This window comes from Pantoea sp. GbtcB22, assembly GCF_019091025.1.
In the GTDB taxonomy this organism is placed as follows: Bacteria; Pseudomonadota; Gammaproteobacteria; order Enterobacterales; family Enterobacteriaceae; genus Pantoea; species Pantoea leporis.
Genome location: NZ_JAGXKB010000014.1, coordinates 13,343 through 31,862 on the forward strand (window position 1 = coordinate 13,343; position 18,520 = coordinate 31,862).

The 18,520-nt window shown below is 50.1% G+C and carries 13 protein-coding genes and 4 tRNA genes; 2 read left to right on the forward strand and 15 right to left on the reverse strand.

What is annotated here, in order from left to right; translation table 11 throughout:
• Positions 1–61: 61 nt before the first annotated feature.
• The 13 genes from rpoC to KVT28_RS24570 form a co-directional block, all read right to left on the reverse strand.
• Positions 62–4,285 (reverse strand): DNA-directed RNA polymerase subunit beta', encoded by a 4,224-nt coding sequence (gene rpoC / locus KVT28_RS24510; protein WP_101763019.1) that lies wholly within the window; start codon positions 4,283–4,285, stop codon positions 62–64.
• 78 nt (positions 4,286–4,363) lie between these two features.
• On the reverse strand, positions 4,364–8,392 hold the full coding sequence (rpoB, locus tag KVT28_RS24515) for a DNA-directed RNA polymerase subunit beta (RefSeq protein WP_217550756.1): 4,029 nt from the start codon (positions 8,390–8,392) through the stop codon (positions 4,364–4,366).
• Positions 8,393–8,724: 332 nt separating this feature from the next.
• Positions 8,725–9,087 carry a 50S ribosomal protein L7/L12 gene (rplL, locus tag KVT28_RS24520; RefSeq protein WP_101763017.1) on the reverse strand — a complete coding sequence of 121 codons (363 nt, stop codon included), beginning with the start codon at positions 9,085–9,087 and terminating at the stop codon, positions 8,725–8,727.
• Positions 9,088–9,153: 66 nt separating this feature from the next.
• Entirely contained in the window at positions 9,154–9,651 is a 498-nt protein-coding gene (rplJ, locus tag KVT28_RS24525) for a 50S ribosomal protein L10 (protein ID WP_007886294.1), read from the reverse strand.
• Between the two features lie 349 nt (positions 9,652–10,000).
• Positions 10,001–10,705 (reverse strand): 50S ribosomal protein L1, encoded by a 705-nt coding sequence (rplA, locus tag KVT28_RS24530; protein WP_007886296.1) that lies wholly within the window; start codon positions 10,703–10,705, stop codon positions 10,001–10,003.
• Between the two features lie 3 nt (positions 10,706–10,708).
• Positions 10,709–11,137, reverse strand: a complete 429-nt coding sequence (gene rplK, locus KVT28_RS24535) for a 50S ribosomal protein L11 (RefSeq protein ID WP_007886298.1) — start codon at positions 11,135–11,137, stop codon at positions 10,709–10,711.
• Between the two features lie 148 nt (positions 11,138–11,285).
• The gene (gene nusG, locus KVT28_RS24540) at positions 11,286–11,831 is read right to left on the reverse strand and encodes a transcription termination/antitermination protein NusG (RefSeq protein ID WP_007886300.1); all 546 of its coding nucleotides are present in this window, start codon (positions 11,829–11,831) and stop codon (positions 11,286–11,288) included.
• Position 11,832: 1 nt separating this feature from the next.
• Positions 11,833–12,216, reverse strand: coding sequence for a preprotein translocase subunit SecE (gene secE / locus KVT28_RS24545; protein WP_064741592.1), 384 nt, complete (start codon positions 12,214–12,216; stop codon positions 11,833–11,835).
• Between the two features lie 227 nt (positions 12,217–12,443).
• Positions 12,444–13,628 carry an elongation factor Tu gene (tuf, locus tag KVT28_RS24550; protein WP_110867595.1) on the reverse strand — a complete coding sequence of 395 codons (1,185 nt, stop codon included), beginning with the start codon at positions 13,626–13,628 and terminating at the stop codon, positions 12,444–12,446.
• Between the two features lie 107 nt (positions 13,629–13,735).
• Positions 13,736–13,811, reverse strand: a tRNA-Thr gene (locus KVT28_RS24555).
• 5 nt (positions 13,812–13,816) lie between these two features.
• Positions 13,817–13,891: transfer RNA gene (locus tag KVT28_RS24560), tRNA-Gly, on the reverse strand.
• Positions 13,892–14,083: 192 nt separating this feature from the next.
• Positions 14,084–14,168: transfer RNA gene (locus KVT28_RS24565), tRNA-Tyr, on the reverse strand.
• Positions 14,169–14,175: 7 nt separating this feature from the next.
• Positions 14,176–14,251, reverse strand: a tRNA-Thr gene (locus KVT28_RS24570).
• 328 nt (positions 14,252–14,579) lie between these two features.
• On the opposite strand from KVT28_RS24570, the gene KVT28_RS24580 reads away from it, so the two are divergent.
• On the forward strand, positions 14,580–15,137 hold the full coding sequence (locus KVT28_RS24580) for a GNAT family N-acetyltransferase (protein WP_101762580.1): 558 nt from the start codon (positions 14,580–14,582) through the stop codon (positions 15,135–15,137).
• Positions 15,138–15,339: 202 nt separating this feature from the next.
• Positions 15,340–16,290 carry a type I pantothenate kinase gene (gene coaA, locus KVT28_RS24585; RefSeq protein WP_101762581.1) on the forward strand — a complete coding sequence of 317 codons (951 nt, stop codon included), beginning with the start codon at positions 15,340–15,342 and terminating at the stop codon, positions 16,288–16,290.
• Positions 16,291–16,350: 60 nt separating this feature from the next.
• Here coaA and birA read toward each other — a convergent pair whose 3' ends face one another.
• Together birA and murB are read right to left on the reverse strand one after the other, a co-directional pair.
• Positions 16,351–17,313, reverse strand: coding sequence for a bifunctional biotin--[acetyl-CoA-carboxylase] ligase/biotin operon repressor BirA (gene birA / locus KVT28_RS24590; RefSeq protein ID WP_101762582.1), 963 nt, complete (start codon positions 17,311–17,313; stop codon positions 16,351–16,353).
• Complete coding sequence (gene murB / locus KVT28_RS24595) at positions 17,310–18,347, reverse strand: UDP-N-acetylmuramate dehydrogenase (RefSeq protein WP_101762583.1); 1,038 nt, start codon at positions 18,345–18,347, stop codon at positions 17,310–17,312. The genes birA and murB overlap by 4 nt, the downstream gene beginning before the upstream one ends.
• Positions 18,348–18,520: the final 173 nt, after the last annotated feature.

The window sequence follows — 18,520 nt, forward strand, 5'->3', positions numbered from 1 at the left end:
TGAAGACGAAAAAAAACCCTGCCGAAGCAGGGTTTTTTATTGGTCAGCTTTAGCAGACGAATTACTCGTCGTCGCTTCCGCCCAGACCGGCGTTCAGCAATTCTGCCAGGCTTGCAGAGGCTTCATCCGCAGTAACCTGCGGTGCAACCGGTGCTTCGCCCGCAGAGCGGCGACGCATACGATCCTGGTGATAAGCATAACCGGTACCGGCTGGGATCAGACGACCCACGATGACGTTCTCTTTCAGGCCGCGCAGTTCATCACGCTTACCTGCAACTGCTGCTTCGGTCAGGACACGCGTGGTCTCCTGGAACGATGCTGCAGAGATGAACGATTCGGTTGCCAGTGACGCTTTGGTGATACCCAGCAGATCGCGCATGAATGTTGCGCCGATTTTGCCATTCGCTTCAAGTTCACGGTTAGAGATCTTGATGCGTGAGTATTCAGCCTGCTCACCTTCCAGGAAGTCGGTGCTTCCCACGCTCGAGATGGTTGCTTTACGCAGCATCTGACGAACGATGACTTCGATGTGTTTATCGTTAATCTTAACGCCTTGCAGACGGTAAACTTCCTGCACTTCGTTAGTGATGTAACGGGTCACAGCATGGACGCCACGCAGACGCAGGATGTCGTGCGGAGACTCTGGGCCGTCAGATACGACGTCACCACGTTCTACGCGCTCACCTTCGAATACGTTAAGCTGACGCCATTTTGGAATCATCTCTTCGTACGGATCGCTACCATCAACCGGCGTAATAACCAGACGACGCTTACCTTTGGTCTCTTTACCGAAGGAGATGATACCGCTGATCTCCGCCAGGATTGCTGGCTCTTTCGGACGACGCGCTTCGAACAAGTCAGCAACGCGCGGCAGACCACCGGTAATATCCTTGGTACCGCCAGATTCCTGCGGAACACGCGACAGCGTGTCACCGGCACTGATCTTAACGCCATCTTCCAGCTGAACAATTGCTTTGCCCGGCAGGAAGTACTGTGCTGGCATGTCGGTACCTGGAATCAAAACATCATTTCCGTTGGCATCAACAATTTTCAGCGCAGGACGCAGATCTTTACCACCCGCAGTACGTTCTGCAGAATCCAGAACCACCAGCGATGACAGACCGGTTAAGTCGTCAGTCTGACGCGTAATGGTCTGACCGTCGATCATGTCAGTGAAGCGAATGAAACCGCCCACTTCGGTGATGACCGGCATGGTATGCGGATCCCAGTTTGCTACGGTTTCGCCCGCGGCAACCTGCTCGCCATCACCTTTAGCCATGACCGCACCGTAAGGTACTTTATAGCTCTCTTTGGTACGACCGAACTCGTCGATCATCTTCAGCTCAACGTTACGTGAAACGATAACCAGTTTCCCTGAGGAGTTGGTTACAGACTTCGCGTTGGTCAGCTTGATAGTACCTTTGTTCTTCACCTGGATGCTGGATTCAGCAGCCGCACGAGATGCCGCACCACCGATGTGGAACGTACGCATTGTCAGCTGTGTACCCGGCTCACCGATGGACTGTGCTGCGATAACACCGATGGCCTCACCTTTGTTGATGATGTGACCACGTGCCAGATCGCGACCGTAGCAGTGTGCACACACACCGAAGTCGGTTTCACAGCCAACAACCGAGCGCACTTTAATCGCATCGACTGAATTCAGTTCGATCACATCACACCAGTGTTCATCGATCAGGGTGTTACGCGGGATCAGGATGTCCGCAGTGCCTGGCTTCAGAACGTCTTCAGCCGTTACACGACCCAGTACACGCTCACGCAGCGGCTCTTTAACGTCGCCACCTTCGATGACTGGAGTCATCATGATGCCTTCGAACGTGCCGCAGTCATCTTCGGTAACAACCAGATCCTGCGCTACGTCGACCAGACGACGCGTCAGATAACCGGAGTTAGCAGTTTTCAGTGCGGTATCCGCCAGACCTTTACGCGCACCGTGCGTGGAGATGAAGTACTGGAGTACGTTCAGACCTTCACGGAAGTTCGCGGTGATCGGCGTTTCGATGATTGAGCCATCTGGCTTAGCCATCAGACCACGCATACCGGCCAGCTGACGAATCTGTGCAGCAGAACCACGCGCACCGGAGTCGGCCATCATGTAGATGCTGTTGAACGATACCTGCTGCTCTTCTTCGCCATCACGGTTGATCACGGTTTCAGTTTGCAGGTTATCCATCATCGCTTTGGAAACGCGTTCGTTAGCGGCGGCCCAAATATCGATAACTTTGTTGTAACGTTCGCCAGCAGTTACCAGACCAGACTGGAACTGTTCCTGAATCTCAGCAACTTCCGCTTCCGCTTCGGCTACGATTTCCGCTTTCTTCGCTGGGATGACCATGTCGTCGATACCTACAGAGGCACCTGAACGGGCTGCGTAAGCAAAACCGGTGTACATGGTTTGGTCAGCAAAGATAACGGTCGGCTTCAGGCCAAGAATGCGGTAACAGGTGTTCAGCATCTTAGAAATGGCTTTCTTACCCAGCGCCTGGTTGACGATGGAGTAAGGCAGGCCTTTCGGAACGATCATCCACAGAATCGCACGACCAATGGTGGTGTCGATAATGCTGGTTTTCGCAACGAACTCTTCCTGCTCGTTCTTGGTGTATTCAGTGATACGCACTTTAACGCGTGCATGCAGCTCGGCCAGGCCAGCGCGATAAACACGCTCAGCTTCTTTCGGGCCAGTCAGCACCATGCCTTCGCCTTTGGCGTTCACTTTGTCGCGGGTCATATAGTACAGACCCAAAACAACGTCCTGTGAAGGAACGATGATTGGCTCGCCGTTCGCTGGTGACAGAATGTTGTTGGTCGACATCATCAGCGCACGCGCTTCCAGCTGGGCTTCCAGCGTCAGCGGTACGTGAACAGCCATCTGGTCACCATCGAAGTCGGCGTTATATGCCGCACAAACCAGCGGGTGCAGCTGGATCGCTTTACCTTCGATCAGAACCGGTTCAAACGCCTGGATACCCAAACGGTGCAGAGTTGGTGCACGGTTCAGCAGTACCGGGTGTTCGCGGATCACTTCGTCCAGGATATCCCAAACGACAGCCTCTTCGCGCTCAACCATTTTCTTAGCGGCTTTGATGGTGGTGGCCAGGCCACGCAGTTCCAACTTGCCGTAGATGAACGGTTTGAACAGCTCAAGAGCCATTTTCTTCGGCAGACCGCACTGATGCAGACGCAGGTATGGACCAACGGTGATAACTGAACGGCCAGAGTAGTCAACACGTTTACCCAACAGGTTCTGACGGAAACGACCCTGCTTACCTTTGATCATGTCTGCCAGAGATTTCAGCGGACGCTTGTTCGAGCCAGTGATGGCGCGACCGCGACGGCCGTTATCCAGCAGTGCATCAACCGCTTCCTGCAACATACGTTTTTCGTTACGTACGATGATATCTGGCGCAGCCAGATCCAGCAGGCGTTTCAGACGGTTATTACGGTTGATCACGCGACGATACAGATCGTTCAGATCCGACGTTGCGAAACGACCACCGTCCAGCGGTACCAGCGGGCGCAGATCTGGCGGCAGAACCGGCAGAACGGTCAGGATCATCCACTCTGGCTTGTTACCAGACTGAACGAACGCTTCCAGCAGCTTGATACGCTTGGTCAGCTTTTTACGTTTGGTCTCGGAGTTGGTCTCGTTCAGCTCTTCACGCAGCTGCTCGCACTCTTGCTCCAGATCCATGTTTTTCAGCAGCGCCTGGATAGCTTCCGCACCCATCTTCGCGTCGAATTCGTCACCGAACTCTTCCAGCGCGTCAAGGTACTGCTCTTCGGTCAGAATCTGACGTTTTTCCAGGTTGGTCATGCCGCCTTCGATAACCACATAAGATTCGAAGTACAGCACGCGCTCGATATCACGCAGTGGCATATCCAGCAGTAAGCCGATACGCGAAGGCAGTGATTTCAGGAACCAAATGTGCGCAGTCGGTGAAGCCAACTCAATGTGGCCCATGCGCTCACGACGTACTTTGGTCTGTGTAACTTCAACGCCACACTTCTCACAGATCACGCCGCGATGTTTTAAACGCTTGTACTTACCGCACAGGCATTCGTAGTCTTTTACCGGTCCAAAAATACGGGCACAGAAAAGACCGTCACGCTCAGGCTTGAAGGTACGGTAGTTAATGGTTTCCGGCTTTTTAACTTCACCAAAAGACCATGAACGGATCATGTCTGGCGAGGCCAGAGCAATTTTGATCGCATCAAACTCTTCGGTCTTAGTTTGCGCTTTCAGAAACTTAAGTAAGTCTTTCACGGATTAGCTCCCGTCGGAGTGGAACTCTCAGGGACGCGCACCCGAAGTGCACGTCCCGTAACCAGTACTTGCGAGTACTTACTCGTCTTCCAGCTCGATGTTGATACCCAGCGAGCGAATCTCTTTCAACAGTACGTTGAAGGATTCCGGCATGCCCGGTTCCATCTGATGGTTACCGTCGACGATGTTTTTATACATCTTCGTACGGCCGTTAACGTCATCAGATTTAACGGTAAGCATTTCCTGCAGGGTATACGCGGCACCATATGCTTCCAGTGCCCACACTTCCATCTCACCGAAGCGCTGTCCACCGAACTGCGCTTTACCACCCAGCGGCTGCTGAGTAACCAAGCTGTAAGAACCGGTAGAACGTGCGTGCATCTTGTCGTCAACCAGGTGGTTCAGTTTCAGCATGTACATGTAACCTACGGTTACCTGACGCTCAAACTGCTCACCAGTACGGCCGTCGAACAGGGTGATCTGACCGGAAGAAGGCAATCCGCCGAGCTGCAGCAGCTCTTTGATTTCGCTCTCTTTCGCACCGTCAAACACCGGAGTCGCGATTGGCATACCCTTCTTCAGGTTCTCTGCCAGACGCAGTACTTCGTCATCTGTAAAGGTGTTCAGGTCAACTTTCTGACGCACATCAGTGCCCAGATCGTAAGCACGCTGGATGAACTCACGCAGTTTGGAGACTTCTTCCTGCTTCTTCAGCATCGCATTGATTTTTTCACCAATGCCTTTAGCCGCCATACCGAGGTGAGTTTCCAGAATCTGACCGATGTTCATACGCGATGGTACGCCCAGCGGGTTCAGTACGATGTCGACCGGCGTACCGTTGTCATCGTAAGGCATGTCTTCGATAGGGTTGATCTTCGAGATAACACCCTTGTTACCGTGACGACCTGCCATCTTGTCACCAGGCTGAATCTGACGTTTAACGGCCAGATACACCTTAACGATTTTCAGCACGCCTGGTGCCAGATCATCGCCTTGGGTGATCTTGCGACGCTTAGCTTCAAGTTTCTTCTCAAACTCGTGCTTCAGTTCGTCGTACTGCTCAGCCAGCTGCTCCAGAGAGTTCTGCTTCTCTTCGTCAGTCAGGCCCAGCTCCAGCCAGCGCTCACGTGGCAGTTTGTCCAGCTTCTCAGCTTCAACACCACCCGAGATCAGTACGGCCTGGATACGGCCAAATAGGCCAGCTTCGAAGATCTGCAGTTCTTCAGACAGGTCTTTCTTAGCCTGCTTCAGCTGCATCTCTTCGATTTCCAGCGCGCGCTTGTCTTTTTCCACGCCATCGCGAGTGAAGACCTGCACGTCAATAACAGTACCGGATACGCCGTTCGGAACGCGCAGTGACGAATCTTTTACGTCAGAGGCTTTTTCACCGAAGATCGCACGCAGCAGTTTCTCTTCTGGCGTCAGCTGGGTTTCACCTTTCGGTGTTACCTTACCAACCAGAATGTCGCCACCGGTCACTTCCGCACCGATATACACAATGCCGGATTCATCCAGTTTAGAAAGCGCAGCTTCACCCACGTTCGGGATATCAGCGGTGATCTCTTCTGGCCCCAGCTTGGTGTCGCGAGACACACATGCCAGTTCCTGGATGTGGATAGTGGTGAAACGGTCTTCCTGAACCACACGCTCGGATACGAGGATGGAGTCTTCGAAGTTGTAACCGTTCCATGGCATGAACGCCACGCGCATATTCTGACCCAGCGCCAGTTCACCGAGGTCGGTAGACGGGCCATCTGCCAGCACGTCGCCACGCTCAATCGGCTCACCCAGATTGACACACGGCATCTGGTTGATGCAGGTGTTCTGGTTAGAACGGGTGTACTTGGTCAGGTTGTAGATGTCGATACCCGCTTCGCCCGGATACATCTCTTCTTCGTTAACTTTGATAACGATACGAGAAGCATCAACGTACTGAACGGTACCACCACGTTTCGCGACAGCAGTTACGCCGGAGTCAACCGCTACTGCGCGTTCCATACCGGTACCAACCAGCGGCTTATCAGCACGCAGAGTTGGAACCGCCTGACGTTGCATGTTCGCACCCATCAAGGCGCGGTTAGCATCATCGTGCTCCAGGAACGGAATCAGTGAAGCACCGACAGAAACCACCTGTTGGGTGGAAACGTCCATGTAGTCAACCTGATCGCGGCTGAACAGGCTTGACTCACCCTTGCTACGGCAGGTGACGAGATCGTCAACAAAGCTGCCATCTTCTGCGAGGTTGGTGTTTGCCTGAGCGATAACGTAGTTACCCTCTTCAATTGCAGAGAGGTAATGAATTTCATCACTCACTTTCCCGTCAACAACGCGGCGATACGGGGTTTCAAGGAAACCGTATTCGTTAGTCTGCGCGTAAACCGAGAGTGAGTTGATCAGACCGATGTTCGGGCCTTCCGGAGTTTCGATAGGACATACACGACCGTAGTGCGTTGGGTGTACGTCACGTACTTCGAAGCCGGCGCGCTCACGGGTCAGACCGCCTGGGCCCAGAGCAGAGATACGACGTTTGTGCGTAATCTCGGACAATGGGTTGTTCTGATCCATAAACTGGGACAGCTGGCTTGAACCGAAGAACTCTTTCACCGCCGCCGAAATCGGCTTAGCGTTGATCATGTCCTGAGGCATCAGCGTATCGAGGTCGCCCAGAGACAGACGCTCTTTAACTGCACGCTCAACACGCACCAGACCCACACGGAACTGGTTTTCTGCCATTTCGCCAACAGAACGAATACGACGGTTACCGAGGTGATCGATATCATCCACTTCACCGATACCGTTACGGATACCGATAAGCTTTTTCATCACTTCGATGATGTCGTCTTTGCTCAGGATACCTGAACCTTCGATCTCATCGCGCAGCAGAGAACGGTTGAACTTCATGCGACCAACCGCAGAAAGATCGTAACGATCTTCAGAGAAGAACAGGTTCTCGAACAGGTTTTCAGCAGCTTCACGCGTTGGTGGCTCACCAGGACGCATCATGCGGTAGATCTCAACCAGCGCGCTTAGACGATCGTTGGTTGGGTCAACACGCAGAGTCTCGGAGATGTACGCACCGTGATCCAGGTCGTTGGTGAACAGCGTTTCAATGCGCTTGTGGCCCGACTGGCTCAGTTTCGCCAGCAGATCCAGTGACAATTCCATGTTTGCAGGAACGATCAGCTCGCCGGTGTTCAAATCGACGTAGTCTTTAGCAACCACTTTGCCAGCAATGTATTCAACTGGCACTTCGATGTGCTGAATGTTGTCTTTTTCCAGCTGGCGGATGTGGCGCGCGGTGATGCGACGACCTTTCTCAACGTAAACCGTGCCGTTTGCTTCGATATCGAAGGAGGCGGTTTCACCACGCAGGCGCTCAGGCACCAGTTCCATCTGCAGTTTGTTATCGCGGATTTCATAAACGATTTTATCAAAGAACAGATCAAGGATTTGTTCTGAGGTGAAGTTTAACGCGCGCAGAATGATACTGGCCGGCAGCTTACGACGACGGTCAATACGGACGAAGAGGTTGTCTTTCGGGTCAAACTCGAAATCGAGCCATGAACCGCGGTAAGGGATGATACGTGCGTTATACAGCACTTTACCGGAAGAGTGCGTTTTACCCTTATCGCTGTCGAAGAACACGCCAGGACTACGGTGCAGCTGAGAAACGATAACACGCTCAGTACCATTGATAACAAAGGTACCATTGTCCGTCATGAGTGGAATCTCACCCATGTAGACTTCTTGTTCTTTAATGTCTTTTACGGTGCCTTCCGGCGCTTCGCGCTCGTAGATCACCAGACGCAGTTTCACGCGCAGCGGTGCCGAATAGGTCACGCCACGGATCTGACATTCAGTTACGTCAAAGACAGGCTCACCCAAACGGTAGCTGACATACTGCAACTCAGAGTTGCCGCTGTAGCTTGAGATTGGGAATACGGAGCGGAAGGCTGCTTCCAGACCGTACTGGCCTTCTGGATCTTGCTCGATGAACTTCTGGAACGAGTCAAGCTGGATAGAAAGGAGATAAGGTATGTCCAAAACTTGTGGACGTTTACCAAAATCCTTACGAATACGTTTTTTCTCGGTATAGGAGTAAACCATGGGGTTCCTCAGCTAGCTGACATGTCGAACCACGCTGTCCGTCCTGAAAAGGACAGTTCATGCAACACTATTTTTTGTTTTTCATGCGATGCGCAGCACCCCATGCAATACATCTTTCTATCACTCTTAAATCATTTCATCGCCGTTGTTCAGGCAGGGAACCTTCGCAGGAGAGCGATATATTAAGGCGTCGATAGAAAAAGATATTGAAGAGGAATGATGGACAAACAGTGCGAAACGCCATCATTCCCCTGTAGCGCAAAAAGGCTGGTGACCTAAACAGTCACCAGCCATCAGCCTAATGTTACTCAGGCTGCAACCCGAAGGTTGTCTTACTTAACTTCAACTTCAGCGCCAGCTTCTTTCAGAGCAGCTTCAAGAGCGGCTGCGTCATCTTTGCTGATGCCTTCTTTGATAGTACCGGTAGCTTCAACCAGGTCTTTAGCTTCTTTCAAGCCCAGGCCAGTTGCAGTACGTACTGCTTTGATTACTGCGACTTTGTTAGCGCCAACAGCTTTCAGAATTACGTCGAATTCAGTTTTCTCTTCAACAGCTTCAGCTGGGCCAGCAGCAACAGCTACAGCGGCAGCAGCAGAAACGCCGAATTTTTCTTCCATAGCAGAAACCAGCTCAACTACTTCCATTACGGACATAGCGGCAACAGCTTCCAGAATTTGGTCTTTAGTGATAGACATATCGATTGTTCCTAAAAATCAGAAAAAGTTTATACGGTAGCAAGCACGAAGGAAAAGAATTTGGCCTTAAGCCGCTTCTTTTGCATCGCGCACAGCAGCCAGAGTACGGACCAGTTTGCCAGCAGCGGCTTCTTTCATGGTCGACATCAGACGTGCCAGTGCTTCTTCGTAAGTCGGCAGAGTTGCCAGACGGTCAATATTGGCCGCCGTGATCAGCTCACCTTCAAAGGCTGCAGCTTTGACCTCAAATTTTGCATTCGCTTTAGCGAAATCTTTGAACAAACGAGCAGCAGCGCCCGGGTGTTCCAAAGAGTATGCAATCAGGGTCGGACCAACAAACGTGTCTTTCAGGCACTCGAAAGGAGTACCTTCAACGACGCGGCGCAGCAGGGTGTTACGAACAACACGCATGTAAACGCCAGCTTCACGACCTGCTTTACGCAGTTCGGTCATTTTATCAACGGTCACGCCACGGGAATCCGCAACAACCGCTGAAAGCGCGCCTTTGGCTACTTCGCTAACTTCAGCAACAATCGCTTGTTTGCCTTGAAGATTTAATGCCATTAGCTTTTGCTCCTGGATTGACCGGGAATAATTTCCCGGAACTCACTTCACTTATTCACCCGAAGGCGATAAGCGCTATTACACGGTGAGCAGAATCCAGCGAAGAAATAATTCTTTTTGGTTCTGTCACCGTCTACGCAGGGTATTAAGCAAGATATCCGAAAATATTCTGCTCCTGCGGTCTCGGACGGAGGCCAGGATAAGGCCTGGCTCCAACCTAAGCGACTGAACAACCAAGCGTTTAGACTTTGTCACTCACTCGCTTTGAATCTGGGTTCTGAATTGTGCAAACAACCAGAACAACGGGCGTAAGATTCTAGATGAATTTTTCGCCCGTTACAAGCAGCAATTAGTTTGCTGATGCACTCAGACCAGCCTGGTCAACGGCAACGCCGGCGCCCATGGTGGTAGAGATGCTGACTTTCTTGATGTACACGCCTTTCGCCTGTGATGGTTTAGCTTTTTTCAGCGCAACCAGCAAAGATTCCAGGTTTTCTTTCAATTTGTCAGTGTCAAAATCCACTTTACCGATGGTGGTGTGGATGATGCCGTTTTTGTCGTTACGATAACGAACCTGACCTGCTTTAGCATTTTTAACTGCTTCAGCAACGTTCGGCGTTACAGTACCAACTTTCGGGTTTGGCATCAGACCGCGTGGGCCCAGAACCTGGCCCAACTGGCCAACAACGCGCATTGCATCTGGAGATGCGATTACAACGTCAAAGTTCATTTCGCCTTTTTTGATCTGCTCAGCCAGGTCTTCCATACCAACCAGTTCTGCGCCAGCTGCTTTAGCAGCTTCAGCGTTTGCACCTTGGGTGAAGACGGCAACACGTACTGAACGACCAGTACCGTGTGGCAGAACGGTCGCACCGCGCACGTTCTGATCAGATTTACGTGCATCGATGCCGAGGTTAACGGCAACGTCAACGCTTTCTACGAACTTGGCAGTAGCCAGTTCTTTCAGCAGAGCAACAGCTTCGTTAATGTCGTACTGCTTAGTAGCATCAACTTTGTCACGGATTACGCTCATGCGCTTGGTCAGCTTAGCCATTTCTTAATCCTCTACTACCAGGCCCATGGAACGAGCAGTACCTTCGATAGAGCGAGTCATCGCTTCTACGTCAGAACCAGTCATGTCCGCAGCTTTAGTTTCTGCGATTTCACGTACCTGAGCACGGGAAACTTTACCGACTTTGTCTTTGTTCGGCTTACCAGAACCAGACTTGATGCCCGCTGCTTTTTTCAGCAGTACGGCAGCCGGAGGCGTTTTGGTAACGAAGGTGAAAGAACGGTCACTGTATACGGTGATAACAACAGGAGTAGGCAGGCCTTTCTCCAGGGATTCAGTCTTAGCGTTGAACGCTTTGCAGAATTCCATAATGTTAACACCCTGCTGACCCAGTGCTGGACCAACAGGTGGACTTGGGTTAGCCATACCAGCTGCAACTTGCAACTTAACGTAGGCTTGTACTTTCTTGGCCATGATAATTCCTCAATTGGGTTATAACGCCTGAAAAACAGGCTCCCCGTGATAACGATTTATATGCCGTTGCGGGCACATAAAAACAAAAGGCGCGAAATTATAGGTAAATTTCGCGCCTTCCGCAAGAGCTAAAAAGTGAACAGAAGGGTTAACCTTTCTCCACCTGAGCGAAGTCGAGTTCCACTGGCGTTGCACGGCCAAAGATGGAAACGGACACTTTCAGGCGGCTCTTCTCGTAGTCCACTTCTTCGACCACTCCGTTGAAGTCGGCAAACGGGCCGTCGCTGACGCGTACCATCTCGCCTGGCTCGAACAGCGTTTTTGGACGCGGCTTATCACCCACCTGCTGCAGGCGGTTCATAATCGCATCTACTTCTTTATCACTGATTGGCGCAGGACGGTCGGAAGTACCACCGATAAAGCCCATTACACGCGGTACACTGCGTACTAAGTGCCAGCTGGCGTCATTCATTACCATCTGAACCAATACGTAGCCAGGGAAGAATTTACGTTCGCTTTTGCGACGCTGGCCGCCACGGATTTCGACGACTTCTTCAGTCGGCACCATGACTTCGCCAAAAAGCTCTTCCATGTTGTGCAGTTTGATATGCTCGTGCAGCGATTTCGCTACGCGGGCTTCAAAACCAGAGAACGCCTGAACGACGTACCAGCGTTTTTTTGGAGCTTCAGACATCTCAGAACCTCAGGCCAGTGATAAACGATACCAGACGGACCAGAATACCATCCAGCCCCCACAAAATCAGTGACATCACGGCAGTAACCGCGGCAACGATTAACGTGGTGTGCAGTGTTTCCTGGCGAGTCGGCCAAATGACCTTACGCATTTCGGTTTTAGCTTCACGGGCAAATGCCACAGTCGCTTTGCCTTTGATTGTCAGCAAAGCAATGCCGCCCGCTGCAGCGATCAGCACAACCACAGCCAGCGCGCGCAGAGGCAATGTTACATCGCGATAGATATAGTTGCCGACGATTGCTACCAGGAGCAATGCGATCACAACTACCCATTTCATCGCTTCAAGGCCGCGCCCGCTTCCTTGAGCTTCGGTATTCGCACTCATAAACCAACCTGCCACAATAATTCAGAAACTATACTGCCCCGCAGTGCGAGGCATCCAAACCGAATGAGCTTTTGAGCGTAACTCGGTATCCAACGCCGTGAAACAGAGCCTGTCTCAGCAATGATTATGATGCAAAATCACTGATGAGCCAGGTTCTATACAACAGCGTGCAAAAAGGGCATCAAATGATGCCCTTTCCTTGTGCATTGCGTCAAATCTTATCGCAGTTAAGCGATAATTTCAGCAACAACACCCGCACCAACAGTACGGCCGCCTTCACGGATTGCGAAACGCAGACCCTGATCCATAGCGATTGGCTTGATCAAAGTTACGGTCATTTTTACGTTGTCGCCAGGCATTACCATCTCAACGCCTTCTGGCAGTTGAACGTCACCGGTCACGTCAGTAGTACGGAAGTAGAACTGAGGACGGTAGCCTTTGAAGAACGGAGTATGACGGCCGCCTTCATCTTTAGACAGAACGTAAACTTCTGAAGTGAACTGGGTATGTGGCTTGATTGAACCCGGCTTAGCCAGAACCTGGCCACGCTCGATGTCTTCACGCTTGATACCACGCAGCAGAACACCACAGTTCTCGCCTGCCTGACCCTGGTCCAGCAGTTTGCGGAACATTTCAACGCCAGTACAGGTTGATTTAACAGTATCTTTAAGGCCAACAACTTCAACTTCGTCGCCCACTTTAACGATACCGCGCTCAACACGACCGGTAACAACAGTACCACGGCCAGAGATTGAGAATACGTCTTCGATTGGCAGCAGGAACGGCTTGTCGATTGCACGAACTGGCTCTGGGATGTAAGTATCCAGGTGCTCAGCCAGCTCAATGATCTTAGCTTCCCACTCAGCATCGCCTTCCAGCGCTTTCAGAGCAGAACCACGTACGATTGGAGTGTCGTCGCCTGGGAAGTCATATGCTGACAGCAGGTCACGTACTTCCATCTCAACCAGTTCCAGCAGCTCTTCATCATCAACCATGTCGCACTTGTTCAGGAACACGATGATGTAAGGAACGCCAACCTGACGACCCAGCAGGATGTGCTCACGGGTCTGTGGCATTGGGCCATCAGTCGCAGCAACAACCAGGATCGCGCCGTCCATCTGCGCAGCACCGGTGATCATGTTTTTCACATAGTCGGCGTGGCCTGGGCAGTCAACGTGCGCATAGTGGCGAGACGGGGTTTCGTATTCAACGTGAGAAGTGTTGATGGTGATACCACGTGCTTTCTCTTCTGGCGCTTTATCGATCTCATCGAATTTGCTTGCCTTACCGCCGTAGGTTTTAGCCAGTACGGTAGTAATTGCTGCAGTCAGGGTGGTTTTACCGTGGTCGACGTGACCGATGGTGCCCACGTTTACGTGCAGTTTGTTACGCTGAAATTGCTCTTTAGCCATCGCTAGTCCCTCTAAGACACGGATATATCGAAGATATCGTCATATCAACCAGGCATTGCCTGACTGTTTGGTTTACAGAGAGAGAATCAGGAGAGAGATAAAGGAAGTGGTGCTGATACCCAGAGTCGAACTGGGGACCTCACCCTTACCAAGGGTGCGCTCTACCAACTGAGCCATATCAGCACATCTGGAGCGGGCAGCGGGAATCGAACCCGCATCATCAGCTTGGAAGGCTGAGGTAATAGCCATTATACGATGCCCGCATCCTGGAACTCGGCTACCTGTTCTTTCTGTAGCTTATGAATAATAAAAGAAGACCTTCTATTATTCGAGCCGGTCAGAGTTGCTGACCAACTTTGATTGCGCTAATGCGCAATCTGAAATTCGAAGGTGAGAGATGAAGAACTCACCCATCAGATAAAGACTTTATCTGATGCCCAACCAGGAGGTTGAGATGGTGGTGGGAGAAGGATTCGAACCTTCGAAGTCTGTGACGGCAGATTTACAGTCTGCTCCCTTTGGCCGCTCGGGAATCCCACCTACTTGATGGTGCCGGCTACCGGAATCGAACTGGTGACCTACTGATTACAAGTCAGTTGCTCTACCAACTGAGCTAAGCCGGCATCAAGTGGAGCGCATTCTAGGAATACCCGAAGAAGGATGCAACAAAAAAATCGTCAAAATTGTTCTATCGCTTACTATTTGTGCAAATCATCTCAAATCAGCCATCAGCTGCAGTAAAATCACCCTAAACCTGTGCATTTTTACACCACCACATCGATTGATTGCTATGAACCGCCATCATTTTCAATGCACATATTTGAAGCACACTGACTTTCTGCTGTGCAAATTGTAGAAAATTTTTTGTGAAACTACCCGCTACACTCGTTTTTTCTGCTGGCCTGCATTTTGCTTATCTATTTAATCGGGTCATTAAATGGAGGATGTCGCATGAATATTGTTCAGCTCACTGCAGAAACATTACCCCTTTATCGTCAGGCTTTGGCTGCCCTGATGGTTGAAGCGGTAAAAAACAATATGACTTCGGCATTTCAACATTCGCAAAAGATGCAACAGTATCAGGATGCCGAGCGCTATTTTCATAGCTTGCGCAACAAAATGGCACGCCATGAGTTGCTGCTATGGATTGCCGTCATCGACTCGGTTGTGGTGGGAAGCGTGCAGCTCAATATTTGTCAGCGTCCAGATGGACAAAATCGCGCGGAAGTTTTACAGCTGCTTGTGCATTCAAATGCTCAGCGAGAAGGGATTGGACGCAGATTAATGCAGACGCTTGAGCACAAGGCAGAAAGCTATCAGCGTGGTCTGCTTTATTTGGATGTCATTGCAGGTTCTGCAGAAGAAATTTTTTATCGGGCACATGGCTACCGCTATTTAGGGGAATTGCCCGACTATGCATTATGCGCGGATGGGCATCCTCATCCCGGCGCGATTTACTATAAACGTCTGCGTACCAGCCCAGCAGAAAATGTAGCGACAAGCTACTGACCGACAAGAAAAATGCGGGCACGCTTGCGAAAGCGTGCTCCTGTTTATCATTTTACTTCTTTTTAAAGTCACACTGGTGTTACCCTCCTGCCCATTGTTCTCGTTAATTACCCCTGTGACGTGCAATTGAGTTTGATACATCTTCGTATGCCTAATGCAGCAAGGTGTTGATGAATCAGAATTTGCACTCAGATGCATGCTTATGAGTAAAAAAACGACACCTCTTACTACGCCTTATTTGCAGTTCAATCGCCAGCAATGGGCAGCACTACGCGATTCAGTACCAATGACATTGGCTGAAGGTGAAATTGAGCGTCTGCGTGGTATCAATGAAGATCTTTCATTAGAAGAAGTGGCCGAGATTTATCTGCCGCTATCGCGTCTGCTTAATTTTTACATCAGTTCTAATCTGCGTCGTCAGGCGGTGCTTGAGCAATTCCTTGGCACTAATGGGCAGAAAATCCCTTATATCATCAGTATTGCCGGCAGCGTTGCGGTAGGAAAAAGCACAACTGCTCGTGTGCTTCAGGCGCTTCTTAGCCGCTGGCCAGAACACCGCAAAGTAGAACTGATCACTACTGATGGTTTTTTGCATCCTAATGCCGTGCTTAAAGAACGCGGTTTGATGAAGAAAAAAGGGTTCCCGCAATCTTACGATATGCATCGCCTGGTTAACTTCGTATCTGATTTAAAATCGGGTGCTAGCCAGGTGACAGCGCCGGTTTATTCTCATCTGATTTATGATGTCATTCCGGATGGCGATAAAGTCGTACAACAGCCTGATATTCTTATTCTTGAAGGATTGAATGTGCTGCAAAGCGGTATGGACTATCCTCACGATCCTCATCATGTATTTGTCTCTGATTTCGTGGATTTTTCAATTTACGTCGATGCACCAGAGTCCTTACTCGAGAGCTGGTATGTAAATCGCTTTTTGAAATTTCGTGAGGGCGCATTTAGCGATCCGGACTCTTATTTCCATCATTATTCGCAATTACCCGAAGAGGATGCACTCAATATTGCGCATGATCTGTGGAAAGAGATTAACTGGCTTAATTTAAAGGAAAATATCCTGCCTACACGTGAACGAGCAAGTCTTATTATGACGAAGTCGGCTGATCATGCGGTGCAAAGTGTACGTTTGAGGAAATAGTCTTTTTTATAAAATGCCCATAAAAGATCGTGGGCATTTTAATTTTTTAGCTCAGATGCATTAATTGTCTGGACGAAGAGAAATCTCACCCCCAACCCAGGATTTAATGACTCCATTCTGCTCCAGTAATAAGCCACCCTGCTTATCAATACCTCGCGCAATGCCATGTACCTCACGATCCCCAATAAGAAGCTTCACTGGGCGATTAATGAAGTTATCAAGGGTTTCCCAGCGGGAGACAAATGGCGCCAAACCATCGCGCTCAAAAATAGGTAACGCTTCACGCAGGCTATTGATCAACTTCGCAGCTAACTCGTTGCGATCGATATCAACACCAGCTTCCTGAAGATTAATCCAACCCTGATTAATTTCTGCCGTGCCTTCTGAACGCATCAGCAAATTGACACCAGCACCTATAACAATCTGAGCTGCATCGCCGGTTTTTCCAGTTAACTCAACTAAAATACCAGCAAGCTTACGATCGTTAAGATAGAGATCATTCGGCCATTTAACCCGGACATCCGGAGCACCTAATGACTGAATCACTTCTGCCATGATGATACCAATCACCAGACTTAGGCCCATCGCCGCAGCTGGCCCCTGATCAAGACGCCAATACATCGACATATACAGGTTGGAGCCAAACGGTGAAAACCATTTACGCCCGCGACGTCCGCGCCCTGCTTGCTGATACTCGGCAATGCATGCGTAGCCAGACGGCAATTGATCCATCCGATCCAGCAAATACTGATTGGTAGAATCGATAACAGGAATAACCGCCAGATTAGGTTGATGCAGGAGAGACAGAATGATTTCTTCATCCAGTAACTGAATTGGCTCTGGTAAGCTGTAGCCTTTACCCGTTACCGTATATACATCCAGACCCCAACTTTTGAGAGTCTGTATATGTTTATTAATGGCAGCACGGCTCATACCAAGCGCTTCGCCCAGCTGCTCACCAGAGTGAAATTCACCATCGGCCACCAATGCCACTAACTTTAACGGCACGCTATTATCTTTCATGAAATTACCTCAACGGCATTACGCTCGCCTCGAGCACCGATAAAGCGCACTTCTGGCTCCAGCCAAACATCAAACTTTTGTCCGACTCTATTTCTAACCTGATGCGCTAAATCGACAATATCCTGTGGCGTGGCATAATCTTCATTTATCAGTACCAAAGCCTGCTGACGGTGAACTGCGGCGCCACCTACACGGAAGCCTTTAAGACCACATTGGTCGATCAACCAGCCAGCTGCTAATTTCACTTCGCCACTGGCCTGTGGATAATGAGGAATGGATGGCCACTGCTTAATTAGCGCATCTGCATGCTCAGCTGTGATCAGCGGATTTTTGAAGAAACTACCGACATTACCTGTGATTTTTGGGTCGGGCAGTTTGCTTTGGCGCATATGGCAAATAGCATTGAATACATCCCAGGCACACACTGTTGCTGGGTTTAACTTAGTCAGCTCGCCATAAGTTAGAACAGGTTTCCACTGTTTTGCCAGACGTAATCCTACTGCAACAATGACATAGTCATCCTTCATTGCATGTTTGAAAATACTATCGCGATAGCTAAACTGGCACTCTTCTCGATACAAACGAATCATATGTTGCGTTGGGAGATGTATAGCTTCAACGTAGTGACAGATATCTTTAAATTCGACACCATATGCACCGATATTTTGAATCGGTGCTGAGCCGGCCATACCAGGAATCAGCGCCAGGTTTTCCAGCCCTGTAATACCCTTCTTTAGCGTCTTTTCAACTAAAGCATGCCAATTTTCGCCGGCACCAACATGCAAGTGCCAAGCTTCGTCATGCTCTTCGATAGCGATGCCTTTAATCGCATTAATTACCACCGAGCCGCTAAAATCTTCAAGAAAGAGTACGTTGCTCCCTTCGCCTAATACAATAAAAGGCAGATTTGATTGCTGACTGTTTTTCCAGGCCAAAGTAATAGCGTCAGGAGTTTCAGCGATGGTCAGCGTTTGTGCATTGATCGTAAGACCAAGAGTGTTGAAAGCTTTCAGGGATGTATTGGGGCTGGACATTTCACGGCCTTTACTGATTAATCTGACCGTAGTTTACCTGATCGGTAGGTTGCGAGTTTGATGTTTTCTTATTTCTGATGGGAAATTGCTCATGTACAGACGTAAAAAAGCCCCGGACTTTCGTCCGGGGCTTCTTCACTTATTTGATGCCTGGCAGTTCCCTACTCTCGCAT

Bases quoted from the DNA above. Each gene is read 5' to 3' on its own strand.
- rpoB (WP_217550756.1), bottom strand. From the start codon at position 8,392: ATGGTTTACTCCTATACCGAGAAAAAACGTATTCGTAAGGATTTTGGT.
- rplL (WP_101763017.1), bottom strand. From the start codon at position 9,087: ATGTCTATCACTAAAGACCAAATTCTGGAAGCTGTTGCCGCTATGTCC.
- rplJ (WP_007886294.1), bottom strand. From the start codon at position 9,651: ATGGCATTAAATCTTCAAGGCAAACAAGCGATTGTTGCTGAAGTTAGC.
- rplA (WP_007886296.1), bottom strand. From the start codon at position 10,705: ATGGCTAAGCTGACCAAGCGCATGAGCGTAATCCGTGACAAAGTTGAT.
- rplK (WP_007886298.1), bottom strand. From the start codon at position 11,137: ATGGCCAAGAAAGTACAAGCCTACGTTAAGTTGCAAGTTGCAGCTGGT.
- nusG (WP_007886300.1), bottom strand. From the start codon at position 11,831: ATGTCTGAAGCTCCAAAAAAACGCTGGTACGTCGTTCAGGCGTTCTCT.
- secE (WP_064741592.1), bottom strand. From the start codon at position 12,216: ATGAGTGCGAATACCGAAGCTCAAGGAAGCGGGCGCGGCCTTGAAGCG.
- tuf (WP_110867595.1), bottom strand. From the start codon at position 13,628: ATGGCTAAAGAGCAATTTCAGCGTAACAAACTGCACGTAAACGTGGGC.
- KVT28_RS24580 (WP_101762580.1), top strand. From the start codon at position 14,580: ATGAATATTGTTCAGCTCACTGCAGAAACATTACCCCTTTATCGTCAG.
- coaA (WP_101762581.1), top strand. From the start codon at position 15,340: ATGAGTAAAAAAACGACACCTCTTACTACGCCTTATTTGCAGTTCAAT.
- birA (WP_101762582.1), bottom strand. From the start codon at position 17,313: ATGAAAGATAATAGCGTGCCGTTAAAGTTAGTGGCATTGGTGGCCGAT.
- murB (WP_101762583.1), bottom strand. From the start codon at position 18,347: ATGTCCAGCCCCAATACATCCCTGAAAGCTTTCAACACTCTTGGTCTT.